We start from the raw sequence: 13,860 nt of genomic DNA, 5'->3' as shown, positions 1-13,860 counted from the left end.
GGCTTCGCATTGTCATTGGCACACCACATCCTTGATCGTCACCTGCCGGCCGCGCGCCGCCTCGAAGGTGAAACTTGCCGTGCACGACGTGCCGTCGACGCGATCGACCTGGACGGAGTTCTGCCGCGACAGACCCTTGACGTAGGCCTGCCCGTCATAGCCGACGACGAAGTCTTCCTTGCCGCCGTCCAGCCGTCCGGAAAGCCCGGCTTCGAGCGGCGTGCCGCTTGCATCGATCAGGGTGACGAGCGCTGCCTGCGCCGCCTCCGACACGCCGAACTTCAGCACCACGCCGTTGCGGTCGGCCGGAACGACGGTCTCCTTGGTGGCCGGAACATCGGCATCGACCGGCAGATTCTTGGGGTCGATCGACACCGTGTTGAGCTCATAGGAATTGAGTCCGGTGACCAGAATGCGGCCCCTGCTGTCGGTCTTTCCGACCGGCCGATTCTGGTGCAGCACCTCGACATCGGGCGTGCCGACATCGACGACGGCAAAGGCATCGTCGATGCGGGTTGTGGCGAACACGCCGCCACCCGCGACTGCGATGGCGCCGTCCATCTGCCCGGTGACGCGAAAGTCTTTGTCGAATTGCTGCCCGCCAGCCTCGAAACGCGCAAACGGCGCCCGGTAGCTCACCGCGGCCGAGCGGTTCGGCGTTTCGCCTTCCGAGGTGCGCAATCGCCAGCCGATGCTGCCGTCCTCGGCCCGATCCGACTTGGCGATGTCGGCGACGACGTTGACGCCGTCAGGACCTTGCTCGACGCCGGTCGAGACCGTCACGTCATTGTCGAACGGGATGGAAATCCCGGCGAACACGCCATAGGAGTCGTTGTCGTCGAGATCGGCAAAGGCGGTGGCATAAATCGTGCTGCGCTTGAAAATTGACTGGCTGTAGGACAGGCCGACGATCTGGTTGGTGTCGCCCTCGGCGGTCTTGAGATGGGTGTAGGACAGGTTGAGGCTGGAGAAATCGAGCGGCATCGGCACGCTCAGCGTCACCTGGTCGACGGCGCGCGGCACGCCGGCGCTAAACCGGGTGAAATCGTTGGGGTCGATAATGACCGGCAGTGCCGTCACCGAGGCTATGTCCTCATAGCCGCCGAAGGCGCGCTGCATGCGGGCGTTGAGAGCCCAGCCGTCATAGCCGAACTCCACGCTGGCGTTGACCAGCGAGCCGGTGTGCCCGTCATGATGGCTGCCGGCCATCGCCACCGAGGCGGCACCGTAGGGACCGAGCGGGAAGGCTGCGCCGACGCCGCCATTGATCAGATCGGCGCCGCCCTCGGCATGGGCCTCCAGCGTCAGCTGATCGGTCAGCCCATAGCGCGCCGTGGCGACGCCCATGACGCGGCCGTCATAGTCGTCGGAGGAGATGCCGAAATTGCGCCGCGCCATGCCAGCCTCGACGGAAAAATCGAGCAGTCCCTGGCGCAACAGCATGCTGGAGGCATAGAACGGTAAGGTGGCGGTGGTCTCGCGGCCGAGGCTGTCGCGCAGCACCACCTGCGCCTGGCCAGCGCCGGTGAACACCGGCAAATTGGTGACCTGGAACGGCCCGGCCTGGATGTCGCCGGAATAGGTTCGCACGTTTTGCGTATAGACCTCGAGCGTCGACGGCACCGCCGCCGTGCCGCCGAAGGAGGGTAGCGGCAAAGTCACCAGGTCCGAGCGCAGGCTGAAATTACGCTGCGCCTGGATGCCGCCGAGATAGACTGGACGCGTCCACGACAATCCGCCCGAGACGAAGTCGCCGGCCCGGTAGGTCATCAGCCGGTCGGGGTCGGAATAGCTCCAGGTGGTGTTCAGCCGCGTGAAGCCGCCGAGCCTGCCGTCGGAATAGCCGGCGATGAATGACTGGCTGAGCGTTCCATAAGGGCTGAAGACACGCGTGTCGAAGCCGCCCGAGATGCCCTGGAACAGTTCGTTGTCGCCGTCGAACAGTGTGTTTGAGCTGGCAAACAGCGAGTAGTTGAGCACCGCGCCATAGCCCGATTGCGGCGCCGGCCGGTCCTGCAAGCGCAAGCCGAGATCGACGATGCGCGCCTCGCGGCTGTCATTGGCGGCGGTGACATAGAGGCGCTGCGCGGCCTCGTCGATTTGGTAGGACACATCCGCCAGCTGGTCGATGCGGACCAGGCCGTTGGCATCAGCCACACCTTCCGGTGGCTTCAGGCCGACGTCCTTCAGCTCCTGCGGCGTTGCCGCCAGTCCGCCATCGGGCATCTCAGTGAAGTTGCCGATGAGTTTTGTCGACGCGTCGTTGATGAACACCTCCAGATAGAGGCTGCGTCCCTGGTCGGGCTCTTCAATGTCGGTACCGGCCGGCAACTCTTGCGAACGCACCGCCGAGCAAGGTGTAAAAGTCGCGAACGCGACGATGACAGCGATGCTACTTGCCCTTGACTGCAACTTTTGCATCGAAGGGTCCAACATCGCTCTGTGCCTTCAAGAGCACCGAGCCCGCCGACAGCGATTTTGAGCTGCCGATCGGCCACTGCATGGTCGCGCCTCCCAGCACATAGCCGACCAGCCCGTTTCGGCTGCCGAGCTTCTTGCCGTTCTGGCTCAGCATCAGGTTGGACAGGCGAAAGCGGCTCTCGCCACTGTTGCTGGCGGTGAGCATCAGGCTGCCGCCATTGCGCGAAAGGCTCCACGCGATGGCCGGCGCCGCCGCATCGGCATTGCGGAAAAACACCGGCACCGAATAGCGCAGCGCCAACGCAACCGTGCCGGCCTTGCGGCGTGAGGGGTCGGGCAGCTCGTCGACGACGATGCGGTAGCTCTCCTCGGCCCGCACCGGCGCCTTCGAGACGCGCACGACGCGAACCACGTATTGGGCATTGGGCGCCAGTTTGGTCGATGGCGGGCTGGCGACGACGTCCGAGGTCGGCGTCAGCGTTTCGATGCCGCCGGCCTGGCTCCAGGCGAACACCCGGATCTGCACGTTGATCGGCCGCTTGGCATCGTCATTGCTGAGGTTGAGGACTGCCGCGCTGTCGGGCGCGATCAGTTCGAGACCTGTCGGCGCCACCCTGAGCGACGTGGCGTGTGAAAGGCCGGCGCACAGCAACAGAACAGCCGTGGCGCCGATGCATGAAAGCATGGATCGCATGTCGTCCTCGTCTAGGCATCAATGGTCAGTAGGTTACCGTGATCGCAACGGTGTCCGTATAGAGGCCCGCCGCAGGTGTTGCCTGCGGTGGAACCCGCCCGTAGACCGGGATGTTCTGAACGCTGCCGTTGCCGGTTCCCGCAACCGTTTCAGCGGGGATGGTCGTCCCCCAGACCACCGTGCGGCCGGGGTCCTTGTAGAGCGAATAGTTGACCACGGCGGCGGCCGGCCCGGTCATCTTGCGCGACGCGAGCGTTGCGCCGGCGCCGGTTCCGACGTCCAGCCCCACATCATAGGTCTGGCCGGTGGTGCATTGCACGCCGATGGTGCTGTCCACGTCTAAATTGGCGTCGATGACGCCGTGCGAGCCGAAATTGAGATCGCTTCCTGACTGGACCTTGCATTCACTTGTGATCGTGATGCGCACGGTCAAATTGCCGGTCGCGACCGTGGCGACCGCGGGCAGGGTTGAAAACAACGATGCCCCGCACAGCAACGCGTATTTCAGCAATCTCATGCTATGTCCCTCCGTCGGGCAGACCGTTCCTCGCAAACAGTCCTGACCCGGATTTCACCCCTGCAGCTCCTCCCGCTGCATACCTCGCAAAGACATCAACCATATCGGTAATATCAAAGCGAACTGCGAAATGATTATTGCAACTTAGATTCGAATTACAATAGGCGGATAACTCAAAGACTATCAGATAACTTTGGTTAATATTTGGTTAACAGGGGTAAAATCGACATATTTTGAAAGTGAAGAATCGTCTATCGATAATTTATTTTAGTCTTTTTGCCGAAAATGCGAAAGAATTGGAAAATCATCTTGATTTGATAGAGTCTGACCTGTCGTCTATTATTATCGATTATTTCGCGGCGTATACCGACGGCAAACACGTTCGAATCATTCTTGTCGCTCCACCAGATTTCCTGCGGCAGCGCATCGCCCGGACGGGAGATGCGCCTGTTGTCCCTCGGAGCCATGATCATAAGGCTGGCAGGAGCGCCGGCCGAGTGCCAGACGTCAAGGAAGAACGATGAAGAAGACCTGTGAACAGCCAAGCCTCGAAAAGCGCCGGAAGCTGTCCTCCGTGACGGCAGTGGCCGCGCCGTCGGCCGGCGATCTCTGAGCTGAAATCTTGCCTTCAAGACTTTCGAACCAAATGGGACAAGGAGAATGGCCATGGATCGGCATGTGAACCCGTCACCGGGCTTCAGGCGCAATCCCGGCAAGGTGATCACCATCGTGTCCTTCAAGGGGCGTGTCGTCGTGTATGCGAATGGCGCCATCATCGCCTCCTCGGCGAAAGCCAAATTGGTGACCGAGCCGCCTTATCCCTTCAGCTTCTACATCCCGTTCGAGGACATCGACTTCCGCAAGCTCGGGAGGACGGAGCTGTCGACGCTGTGCCCCTACAAGGGCGACGCCAGCTACTGGAACGTGCTGCCGGCGGGTGAGGCCGGCAAGGACGCGATGTGGGCCTACGAGCGGCCTTTCGACGAAATGGCAGAGATACGCGACCACGGCGCCTTCTATCCCGACCGGGTCACCATCGATGCTGCGCCGCGCTGAGCGGGTCATGCCTGTCGCCCAGAAATGCTTCGCGTTTTGGAGCCAACGACAGGCATGAACAGAGGAACTTTCCAAAGTTGCCCTCGCCCGAGGGGAGCTGCGGTTCTGCGGCAACGGCATGCCGAAACAAAGACAAAAGGTCATGGACGAAAAGCAGAGAGCTATTCTCGACGAAATCCCGCGTCTGCGGCGCTATGCGCGCTCGCTGGTGCGCGACCGCGATTCCGCCGACGATCTCGTCCAGGACTGCCTGGAACGGGCGCTGCTGCGGCTGGACAACTGGCAGACGGGAGAGAGCCCGCGAAAATGGCTGTTCACGATCATGCATCATCTGTTCATCGACCAGATGCGCAAGGTGAACCGGCGCGGCGAAGCCTCGATGCTGCCGCTGGAAGCCGGCGAGGTGCAGGCCTCTCCCGCCGACCAGCTGGAGAATGTCGCCGCCCGCGAGATCATCGACGCGCTGCAGGCGATCAGCCCCGACCGCCGTGCCGCGCTGACCATGGTTGCCGTCGAGGGCTTTTCCTATGCCGAGGCCGCCGAGATGCTCGGCGTACCGGCCGGCACGCTGATGTCGCGCATTGCGCGCGGCCGCGAGGAACTTCGCGGCCTGCTCGAGGACAATGCGCGCCGCCGCGCGATAAGGATCGTCGAGTCCGGTCCGGGCCGGACGACTCCCATCAGAGCGCCCATGGCATGACGAACCCCCATCGCATGATCACGCCACACGGCATGATAAGGCCCCACTGCAGGCATTGCGCCTCGTACGGGCGCGCCGGTAACGGTTTCTTGTCTGCTTCGATGCATATTGGCGGGAATGGGGTGGATGAAACCAAGGCATGGCTGAAGAGAAAAGACGCAACAGCGAGTTCTGGGCGCTGGCGCTCGAAAGCGCTCATCTCGGCGTCTGGGACTGGGATGTTTTGAGCGGCGACTGTTTCTATTCGCCGACCTGGTCGCACATGCTCGGCTATAAGGATGGCGAGCTTGCCGACACCACCGATCTCTGGCTGAAGCTGACGCATCCCGATGACCGCGAGCGGGCGCTGGCCAGCGGCGAGCGCCACATTGCCGGCCTGACCGCATCGATCGAGACCGAGCTGCGCCTGAAGCACAAGGACGGCCACTGGATCTGGGTGCTGGACCGCGGCGGCATTGTCGAGCGTGACGAGACAGGCAAGCCGGTCAGGCTGATGGGCGTCCAGACCGACATCAGCCGGCAGAAGGAAGCCGAGGCCGAACTGGAGCGTGTCAATGTGCGCTTCCGCCTGGCGCTGGCCGCCAGCGGCACCGGCATCTGGCATCACGATATCGATGCCAACAAGAGCTATTGGGACGCCCGCACCAGGGAGATCTTCGGCCTCGTCGCCGACACCGACGAGGTCGCCGCCGAACTCTGGCACACCTATCTGCACCCCGACGACAAGGTCGCCACCGAGCGCGCCCATCTGGCGCCGGTTGTGTCGGATGAAGTCGTTGCCTCGCAATACCGCATCATCAGGCGCGATGGCGAAGTCCGCCATGTCGAATCACTGGTGCGCTTCATCGCGGACCCGGACTCCGCGGGCCAGATTCTCGGCACCGTGCGCGACATCACCGAGGACAAGAAGCGCGAACGCGAACTCGCCTACGCCGCGCACCACGATGCGCTGACCGGCCTGTTCAACCGCGCCGCCTTCGACCGGCTGCTGGCCGAACACATCGCAACGGAGCGGCTGCTGCCGCTGGCGGTGTTCTATGTCGATCTCGACTACTTCAAGGCGCTCAACGACTTTGCCGGCCACGCCGCCGGCGACCTGGCGCTGAAGGGCATCGCCGCCGGCATCCTGGGTTGCCTGCCGGCATCGGCGCGTGCCGCGCGCCTTGGCGGCGACGAGTTCGCGCTGCTGGTGCCCAATTGCGAACCGGCCGCGGCCGAGACGCTGGCCGACGCCATTCTTGCGGCGGTCAGCGACGCCGACCTCGGCCTGCCGGTGACGTCGCGCAAGCTCGCGGCCAGCATCGGCATCGCCTTTGTCGACGACACCACCACGACGGTGGCCGATGCGCTGGCCTGCGCCGACGACGCCTGCTACGCCGCCAAGGCGGCCGGGCGCAACCGCTTTGCCTTGTTTTCGGCCGACGCGGCGTCGGGTTCCGGCGGCCTCAACGCCGCCCGCGTCGCCGCCGACACGGTCGACGCGATGGATGATGGGCGGCTGAAACTGTTCGGCCAGGAAATCCATCTGCTGGGACTGCCCTGGCGGGAGAGCCGTCATGTCGAAGTGCTGGCGCGGCTTGCCGGGCGCAATGGCAAGCTTATCCCTCCGGGCGAGTTCATTCCGGTTGCCGAGCGCTTCGGCATTGCCTCGCGGCTGGACCGCTGGATCATCAGGACCGCACTGTCGCAGCACGGCCTGGCCATGAAATCGGGCGTCATCACGCTCGGCTTCAACCTGTCGGCGCAGACGTTGAGCGACCCGCTCTTGTGGGATTTCGTCGACGCCGTCATCGCCGAGACCGAGGCGCCGCATTCCGGCATCGGCTTCGAGATCACCGAGACTGCGGCCGTCACCAATTTCGACGCCGCCGAACAGTTCGTGCGCAAGGCGCGCGAGCGGCAATGCCGTGTCAGCCTCGACGATTTCGGCGCCGGCATGAGCTCGTTCGAATATCTGCGCCGCTTTCCCGTCGATCAGATCAAGATCGACGGCTCGTTCATCCAGAACATTGCGCAAAGCCGCTTCGACCGCGAGATCGTCTCGGCCATATCCGGCATCGCCAGGAGCCTCGGCTGTTCGGTGGTGGCCGAAAAGATCGAACAGCAGGCCGCGCTCGACATTTTGCGCGACATGGGCGTCGCCTACGGCCAAGGTTTTCTACTGCACCGGCCGGAGCCGCTTGAGGGGATCGTCGCAAGGGCAAGCGCTGAGACGCCGCGCAAGCGGTTCGGCTGACGGGCGAGCCCGGTTGAAGTGGCAACTCGCCGGCAAGAAAATTCGGTCACGGCAGATCGTTACGCTCAAGGCATGATGTCTTCGCTTGAAAGTCCGGCGCACCGGTCAATCACATGTGCAAGAGAACGATCTTCCTTGGGGGAGATCGGCACTCAGCGATGCGCGTGGCTATCGTTGCGCTTTCGAGTTGCTGCAGCCTTCTTTGCCGACGCCGACTTGCTGGCCGAAGAGCGCGAGGCTGACGCCTTGCCGCCGAGCTTGCCGCCCTTGTGCGCGGCCGGATGACCGGTGTCTTTGCCGCGGCCCGAGCCGCCTTCCTTCTTGCCGCCGCCATCGTCTTTGTTCACCGTCGCCCAAGCACGACGTTCGGCCTCTTTTTCAGGGACGCCTCGATGCTCGTAGCCTTCGGCGATATGGTCGGCCTTACGCTCCTGCTTGTCGGTATATTTCGATTTATCTCCACGCGGCATTGTCTTCTCCCTTCGTCTACGTGATGCGGCAGTCGTCATCCGCATGCCCGCTTGAGAGCAGCCTCAGCTTAGCTGGCGTCGGCCTTTTCCTGCTTCCGCTGCGCGGCCTCCTTCTTGCGGCGCAACACCTCGTCGGTGCCGACAAGATCCTTCGACCCGCCCGAAATCGAGGTTGAGACAACGGCCGGCGGATCACTGGCCGGAAAGCTGTCCTCGAGTCCGGATTGCAGCTGTTCTTCGAGCGTGTCGGGATTCTCCGAGCGGCCCTCGGCGCGGCGTTCGCCGACGTCCTCGACGTCGCTCTTGCTGTCGGGATGGGCGCGGGCCTCTGATATCGTCGACACCACCAGCTGGATGGCGAACTCTCTCATCGCCTCGGCTTGCGGCTCATTGACGTCGGAGACGTCGGAGTTCTCGATCAGGCGTATCAGCGACTTTTCCAGATCGCCGAGTTCCTTGGTTCCTTGACAGCGCGCCAGCCGCTTGGTCAGCGAACCGATGAGCACCGGGGCAAAGGTGGAATAGGCGTGGTCGCGTGTCGCGTCGACCTGCTCGGGATGAAGCTTTTGCAAGGACATGGGTTCGTGCCTCCAGCCAACCAACTGGGCCAGCAGCTTCTGCCGCTGGGCCCTCCCTTAGGAAACTGAGGGGAGGGCAAGAGGTTCCATGCGGTGGTCGACAAGGCCGCCACGCTCAACTCCACAGCGACTCCATCGTCAACGATGCTTCGAAGATCTGTTGCCTGTTCTCGTTCAGCATCTTGACGGTGATCCGCCGGTGCTCGCCTTCCGGTATCTCGTCCCGGGCGACATCGTGCAATATGCGCAGCGCCTCTGCTCCCGCGCGCTCTCGGTTTGGAAACAGCTGTCCCACCTCATCGAACTGGTTTTCGGTATTATACAGATCGAAGTAGAACCGTTCCATGTGCGGCATTCCCTGCATGAGAACGGTAAATCCCCTTTCTCGCTCATGGTTCCATCCGCCTGATTCCCAAACAGATTTCTCGCAATCGTCTGAGCAAGATGCCGGCGCGCCGTCATGGATGCAACCGCACCCGATCTGCGGCGTTGAGCTAGGCCTACCGGTTTCTTCTCCACCCATTCGGATGGAAAAACCATCGATGCTAGAGTCGCTCTATCTGAACCTTGGCCAGCATGACGCCCTCTCGGAAGAGGAGAAGGGGCTGCTCGCCGGGGCCATGACCATCGAGCTCGATTTTGCCACCGGCCAGGACATCGTTGCCGAGGGATCGAGACCCGGCTACAGCACGCTCATCATCGAGGGGCTGGCTGCGCGCTACAAGGTGCTGGAGAATGGCGGCCGGCAATTCACCTCGCTGCAGGTCCCCGGCGATTTTGTCGACCTGCACGCCTTTCTGCTCAAGACCATGGACCATGGCATCATTGCTTTGTCGCCATGCCGGGTGATCGCCGCCGACCACAGCCGGTTGCGCGCCATCACTGAACAGGCGCCGCATCTGACAAGGTTGCTGTGGCTGGACACGCTGGTCGACGGCGCCATCCACCGCGAATGGATCGTGGCCATGGGCCGGCGCTCCAAGACCTCGCATCTGGCACATCTGGTGTGCGAACTGTTCGTCAGGCTTCAAGTGGTCAAGCAGACCAACGGCATGAGTTTCCGGCTGCCCTTGTCGCAAGCCGAACTGGCCGACGTGCTGGGGCTGTCGATCGTCCATATGAACCGGGTCATCGGCGCGTTGCGAAGGCTCGGCGTGATTGGCTGGGCAAATTACACGGTGACAATCCTGGACTGGCAGCGGCTTGTAGAGATTGCCGAGTTCGACCCGACCTATCTCAGCATGAACCGCGAGCCGAGGTAGGTATCGCGGAGCGGTGAGGAGGCAACGCGTCAGCCGGTTTTTGTCTGACCGTCCAGCGACGCCAATTCGTCGAGCATGGCAAGGGCGGCACTTGGCTTCGCCGGCTTCAGCAAGCCCTGTTGGGCGGCGGCATTTCTGAAGGCGGCAAAGGCAATGTCGGGGCGGCAGATGCCGTTCAATGCGTCATCCACCAGCCTGACGGCCGCCTTGTAGGCAACTGCTTCCTTGTTTTTCCATGTTCCGCCCAGCGCCTTCCTGGCGTCGGCGATCGACGACACCGTCATCGTACTGTAGTCCACGAATTTGATCGTCAGGGGAAGAAATCGGCTCATGAGAAATTCACCATCCGAACCATTCGCGCGTCCGCCACAAAAGCCCGGCGAAAGGCGCGGCCAGAAAGGCAGCTGCACCCAGGACGAGAATGGGATTGTTTGTCCGTATTGATTTCATGCATAGCCTCCGTAAACGGGATCGCCATAAACGAGGAAATCGCGAAGTGGTTGCGGCCTGCGCAAGCTACATGTTGCTTGCCGGCCGGATCGGTTGGCGTGGCCGGTAGGGCGGTCGCGACTGCGTCTTCAACGGGATGTCGGCGAGCGAGTGGCGGATCGGCCTGAACAGTATTGGCGGAGATGGGGCGCGCCGGCGCAGTACCGCGGCCGACAGTTTGGCAACTAGATCTAGAACGTCCATGGACTCCTCCCGAGAGTTTTAGAGCCCCCCTGTCGCACCCACCTACCACCTGATGCCTGTGCCTCGCATTTAACTTTGATGTAGGCCGGACGAATGCGCTCGCGGGCGCGCAGCACCTGCCGCGACCTTTTTGCTCGGCCAACCTTTTTGGCTGACACGCGTTGTCCTTCGACACGGAAGGAGAGCCCCATGCTGACCAAATCGGAAACCTCGAAGGCGGTGCGCAGGCAGCGCAGCGTGCAGCGCAAGGTCGATAACGACGATCGCCGCAAGCCGAAGGCTAAATCATCGGCCGCCATGCAGGCCGGCGCTCGGCTCTATCCGGAGCCGCCTTTTCCCAAGCAGCATCATCCCAAGCCCGGCGAGGAAGGCGAGATCAAGCCGGCGCCCCTTTATGACGCGCCGTTCTGGCAGGGCTCGAAGAAACTTGACGGCAAGGTGGCGCTGGTCACCGGCGGCGATTCCGGCATCGGCCGCGCCGTGGCAGTATTGTTTGCGCGCGAAGGCGCCGACGTCGCCATCGTTTATCTCAGCGAAGACAGGGATGCCGACGTGACCAGGCAGGCGGTCGAGACCGAGGGCCGGCGCTGCCTGGCGCTGCGCGGCGATGTCTCTAGCCGAGCCTTCTGCCGCCGCGCGGTAGAGCGCACGGTCAAGCAGCTCGGCAGGCTGGACGTGCTGGTCAACAATGCCGCCTTCCAGGTTCATTCGGCCGACTTCGCCGACCTCACCGAGGAGCATTTCGACACCACGCTGAAGACCAACCTCTACGGCTATTTCCATATGGCTCAGGAAGCGGTGGCGCATATGAAGCCCGGCTCGGCCATCGTCAACACCGGTTCGGTCACCGGCATAGACGGCTCGAAGGAGCTGGTCGACTATTCGATGACCAAGGGCGGCATTCACGCCTTCACCCGGGCGCTGTCGGGCAGTCTGATCGGCAAGGGCATCCGCGTCAACGCGGTGGCGCCGGGGCCGGTCTGGACGCCGCTCAATCCGTCCGACAAACAGGCAGCCGATGTCTCGCAATTCGGTGCCAAGACTCCGATGAAGCGCCCGGCCCAGCCGGAGGAGATCGCGCCGGCCTATGTGTTCCTGGCCTCGCCGCAATGCTCAAGCTACATCACCGGCGAAATCCTGCCGATCGTCGGCGGGTATTGAGGGCGGCCCAGGCTGGCGGTGATGCATCCGGGCAGTGACGTCGCAGGCGCTGCTGCAACCGGATCACTTTTCGTGCATTCTTGTGCATGGCCACGATGCAGCGCCCCGACCCGCCTGCAAAATGCTGCTCCTACTGCGGCTCGCGCGACCACGACTACGAGGATTGCCCGAAGCGCAAGAGCGACGAGGCCGAGCGTCGGCGCGAGGAGCAGGAGGGGCGGGAGCAGCACCCCGCCGATACGAGATTTCCGGACCGCTGAATTCAGGCCGTCAAGCGCAAAACCAGCCTATCAGCCTTTGCCCGACAAAACGCGCTCGCCCACTTCGATGCTTCCGACGAAGGCCATCAGCAATTCCATTCCCGCCGGCCATTCGCCGAGGCCGCTGTCGCTGTTTATATGGCCGAGCGGCCCGGCGATGTGCAGCGCGCTGCCCCATTGCCCGGCCTTCGCCCTGGCATAGCCGTGCGGGTCGTAGGGATCGTCGGTGCTGGTGACGATCAGCGAGGGGAAGCGGAGCCGTTGGCGTGGCGTGTCGCCAAAGGGGATGCCGTAAGCGGGAAACACCGGCGATGCCGGATCGGGAACTGCAACCAGAAACGCGCCGCCGACCGGGCGGCTCGACACCAGCTGCCAATGCGTCACCAGCAGGCAGCTGAGGCTGTGGGCGATGAGCACGGGCGGCGTTGTTGCCTGCGACACCGCGGCGTCCAGGGCCGCCAGCCAGTCGTCGAAATCGGGCAGCTCCCAGCTCGCCGGGCTGAAGCGGCGCATCGCCGGGTTGGTCCGCTGCCAGCGTGTCTGCCAATGGGCCTCGCCCGATCCGCCGCTGCCTGGCAGGATGATGAAGTCGGTCATGGAAAGTCGTGTCTCCTTGAGTGCGATAGCGCCCAATTCTAGGTCTTCTCCTCGTCGACGGAATGAGAGATCATCGGAAAGCGACGAAGAATTCCGATGGATTGAAGGTGCGCATGGCAAATGGCGATTATCGGCCGCGGCTCGACCCCACCGACATGGCGATCATCGAGATCGTGCAGGAGGATGGCCGCATCGGCATTTCCGAACTCGGCCGGCGCGTCGGCCTCTCCCAGCCCGCCACCTCGGAAAGGGTGAAGCGGCTGGAGGAGCGAGGCATCATCGCCGGTTATCGGGCGGCGATCGATCCCGCCGCCCTTGGTCTCGGCACCATGGCGATGATACGCCTGCGCACCACGCATGAGCACATCCAGACCTGCCTGAAGAAGTTCGCTGCCATGCCGGAAGTGGTCGAGGTGCTGCGAGTGACCGGCGAGGATTGCTTTCTGGTCAAGGTCGTCGTCCCTTCGCCGCCCGATCTTGAAAGCATCGTCGATGCCATTGGCCGCTACGGCGCGGTGACGACGAATGTGGTGTTACGGGCAGAGCCGCCGAAGCGGCTGGGACGGGAGTTGATGGCGAAGCTCTGAGCAACGTGCCGGCTGTCGGGAGATGGCGCCTGCGAGACGTCCTGGCTTTGCCCGCCAAGAATTTTTGCCGGATGATGTCGGATCGGCGGCGTGCCGCCCGTCCTTGGAGCGAAACCATTGCAAACCTTGGAGGACATTATGGAAACCGTTCAATCGCCGTGGCAGACCGCGGTCATCCTCATCGCCCGCCTGATCTTCGCTGCCATGTTCGCGATGGCCGTGGCCTTCAAGTTCATGGATATGGGAGCGACCGCCGGCTATATCGCCGCCGCCGGCTTCCCGTTCCCGCTGTTTCTGGCCTGGTGCGCGGCGATCCTCGAAACGCTGCTGGTGATCGCCTTCCTGACCGGCGCCTTCCTGACCCCGGCAGCGCTGATCGGCGCGGTCTACGTGGTCTTCCTCGGCTTTGCCTTCCATGGTCCGTCGCACTGGGCCGCGGACCAGGCCGAGTTCGGCGCATTCATGTCCCATTTCCCGTTCGCCGCCGGCCTGCTGTTTGCCGCGGTCCATGGACCGGGCAGCGTCCTGGCGTCGAAGCTTGGCAGGGCGTGAATGTCTCTCCCCTAGGGACCTGTTGCACAGTACGAGAGAGTGCGGCCGGGATGCGAATACAGTGGTTCGTTGCTTG

18 protein-coding genes are annotated in these 13,860 nt (G+C 63.1%); 9 read left to right on the top strand and 9 right to left on the bottom strand.

Features of this window, described 5'->3' with window-relative positions; all coding sequences use genetic code 11:
• Positions 1-12: 12 nt before the first annotated feature.
• Genes ACWGTO_RS26965 through ACWGTO_RS26955 form a run of 3 tightly spaced genes read right to left on the bottom strand, consistent with a single transcriptional unit; the run spans position 13 to position 3,632 of the window.
• A complete protein-coding gene (locus ACWGTO_RS26965) occupies positions 13-2,421 on the bottom strand; it encodes a fimbria/pilus outer membrane usher protein (protein WP_454577839.1) in 2,409 nt (802 codons plus the stop codon).
• The gene (locus ACWGTO_RS26960) at positions 2,393-3,115 is read right to left on the bottom strand and encodes a fimbrial biogenesis chaperone (protein ID WP_454577838.1); all 723 of its coding nucleotides are present in this window, start codon (positions 3,113-3,115) and stop codon (positions 2,393-2,395) included. The genes ACWGTO_RS26965 and ACWGTO_RS26960 overlap by 29 nt, the downstream gene beginning before the upstream one ends.
• 25 nt (positions 3,116-3,140) lie before the next feature.
• Positions 3,141-3,632, bottom strand: a complete 492-nt coding sequence (locus ACWGTO_RS26955; protein ID WP_454577837.1) for a Csu type fimbrial protein — start codon at positions 3,630-3,632, stop codon at positions 3,141-3,143.
• 233 nt (positions 3,633-3,865) lie between these two features.
• Here ACWGTO_RS26955 and ACWGTO_RS26950 point away from each other — a divergent pair, with 233 nt between their 5' ends.
• From ACWGTO_RS26950 to ACWGTO_RS26935, 4 genes are all read left to right on the top strand, one after another.
• The gene (locus ACWGTO_RS26950) at positions 3,866-4,156 is read left to right on the top strand and encodes a hypothetical protein (protein ID WP_454577836.1); all 291 of its coding nucleotides are present in this window, start codon (positions 3,866-3,868) and stop codon (positions 4,154-4,156) included.
• 142 nt (positions 4,157-4,298) lie between these two features.
• Positions 4,299-4,688, top strand: coding sequence for a DUF427 domain-containing protein (locus tag ACWGTO_RS26945; protein ID WP_454577835.1), 390 nt, complete (start codon positions 4,299-4,301; stop codon positions 4,686-4,688).
• 142 nt (positions 4,689-4,830) lie between these two features.
• A complete protein-coding gene (locus ACWGTO_RS26940) occupies positions 4,831-5,388 on the top strand; it encodes an RNA polymerase sigma factor (protein WP_454577834.1) in 558 nt (185 codons plus the stop codon).
• A 139-nt stretch (positions 5,389-5,527) separates the two neighbouring features.
• Positions 5,528-7,624, top strand: a complete 2,097-nt coding sequence (locus ACWGTO_RS26935; RefSeq protein WP_454577833.1) for an EAL domain-containing protein — start codon at positions 5,528-5,530, stop codon at positions 7,622-7,624.
• A 152-nt stretch (positions 7,625-7,776) separates the two neighbouring features.
• Here ACWGTO_RS26935 and ACWGTO_RS26930 read toward each other — a convergent pair whose 3' ends face one another.
• From ACWGTO_RS26930 to ACWGTO_RS26920, 3 genes are all read right to left on the bottom strand, one after another.
• Positions 7,777-8,094: a plasmid stabilization protein gene (locus tag ACWGTO_RS26930; protein WP_454577875.1), complete on the bottom strand. Its 318-nt coding sequence runs from the start codon at positions 8,092-8,094 to the stop codon at positions 7,777-7,779.
• Positions 8,095-8,162: 68 nt separating this feature from the next.
• Positions 8,163-8,672 carry a hypothetical protein gene (locus ACWGTO_RS26925; protein WP_454577832.1) on the bottom strand — a complete coding sequence of 170 codons (510 nt, stop codon included), beginning with the start codon at positions 8,670-8,672 and terminating at the stop codon, positions 8,163-8,165.
• Positions 8,673-8,787: 115 nt separating this feature from the next.
• Positions 8,788-9,018 carry a DUF6894 family protein gene (locus ACWGTO_RS26920; RefSeq protein WP_454577831.1) on the bottom strand — a complete coding sequence of 77 codons (231 nt, stop codon included), beginning with the start codon at positions 9,016-9,018 and terminating at the stop codon, positions 8,788-8,790.
• A gap of 196 nt (positions 9,019-9,214) precedes the next feature.
• On the opposite strand from ACWGTO_RS26920, the gene ACWGTO_RS26915 reads away from it, so the two are divergent.
• Positions 9,215-9,934 carry a Crp/Fnr family transcriptional regulator gene (locus tag ACWGTO_RS26915; RefSeq protein WP_454577830.1) on the top strand — a complete coding sequence of 240 codons (720 nt, stop codon included), beginning with the start codon at positions 9,215-9,217 and terminating at the stop codon, positions 9,932-9,934.
• A 29-nt stretch (positions 9,935-9,963) separates the two neighbouring features.
• Here the strand turns inward: ACWGTO_RS26915 and ACWGTO_RS26910 are convergent, their stop codons facing one another.
• Positions 9,964-10,344: a DUF982 domain-containing protein gene (locus tag ACWGTO_RS26910; protein ID WP_454577829.1), complete on the bottom strand. Its 381-nt coding sequence runs from the start codon at positions 10,342-10,344 to the stop codon at positions 9,964-9,966.
• A gap of 106 nt (positions 10,345-10,450) precedes the next feature.
• A complete protein-coding gene (locus tag ACWGTO_RS26905; RefSeq protein ID WP_454577828.1) occupies positions 10,451-10,627 on the bottom strand; it encodes a hypothetical protein in 177 nt (58 codons plus the stop codon).
• 189 nt (positions 10,628-10,816) lie between these two features.
• On the opposite strand from ACWGTO_RS26905, the gene ACWGTO_RS26900 reads away from it, so the two are divergent.
• Together ACWGTO_RS26900 and ACWGTO_RS26895 are read left to right on the top strand one after the other, a co-directional pair.
• Positions 10,817-11,788 (top strand): SDR family oxidoreductase, encoded by a 972-nt coding sequence (locus ACWGTO_RS26900; RefSeq protein WP_454577827.1) that lies wholly within the window; start codon positions 10,817-10,819, stop codon positions 11,786-11,788.
• A gap of 86 nt (positions 11,789-11,874) precedes the next feature.
• Entirely contained in the window at positions 11,875-12,048 is a 174-nt protein-coding gene (locus ACWGTO_RS26895) for a hypothetical protein (RefSeq protein WP_454577826.1), read from the top strand.
• Positions 12,049-12,078: 30 nt separating this feature from the next.
• Here ACWGTO_RS26895 and ACWGTO_RS26890 read toward each other — a convergent pair whose 3' ends face one another.
• The gene (locus tag ACWGTO_RS26890) at positions 12,079-12,645 is read right to left on the bottom strand and encodes an RBBP9/YdeN family alpha/beta hydrolase (protein ID WP_454577825.1); all 567 of its coding nucleotides are present in this window, start codon (positions 12,643-12,645) and stop codon (positions 12,079-12,081) included.
• Positions 12,646-12,758: 113 nt separating this feature from the next.
• Here ACWGTO_RS26890 and ACWGTO_RS26885 point away from each other — a divergent pair, with 113 nt between their 5' ends.
• Both ACWGTO_RS26885 and ACWGTO_RS26880 read left to right on the top strand, forming a co-directional pair.
• On the top strand, positions 12,759-13,232 hold the full coding sequence (locus ACWGTO_RS26885) for an Lrp/AsnC family transcriptional regulator (protein WP_454577824.1): 474 nt from the start codon (positions 12,759-12,761) through the stop codon (positions 13,230-13,232).
• A gap of 138 nt (positions 13,233-13,370) precedes the next feature.
• A complete protein-coding gene (locus ACWGTO_RS26880) occupies positions 13,371-13,784 on the top strand; it encodes a DoxX family protein (protein ID WP_454577823.1) in 414 nt (137 codons plus the stop codon).
• The last annotated feature ends 76 nt before the right edge of the window (positions 13,785-13,860 follow it).

The organism is Mesorhizobium sp. PL10 (genome assembly GCF_053714315.1).
This window is presented reverse-complemented; position numbering and strand designations above follow the sequence as displayed.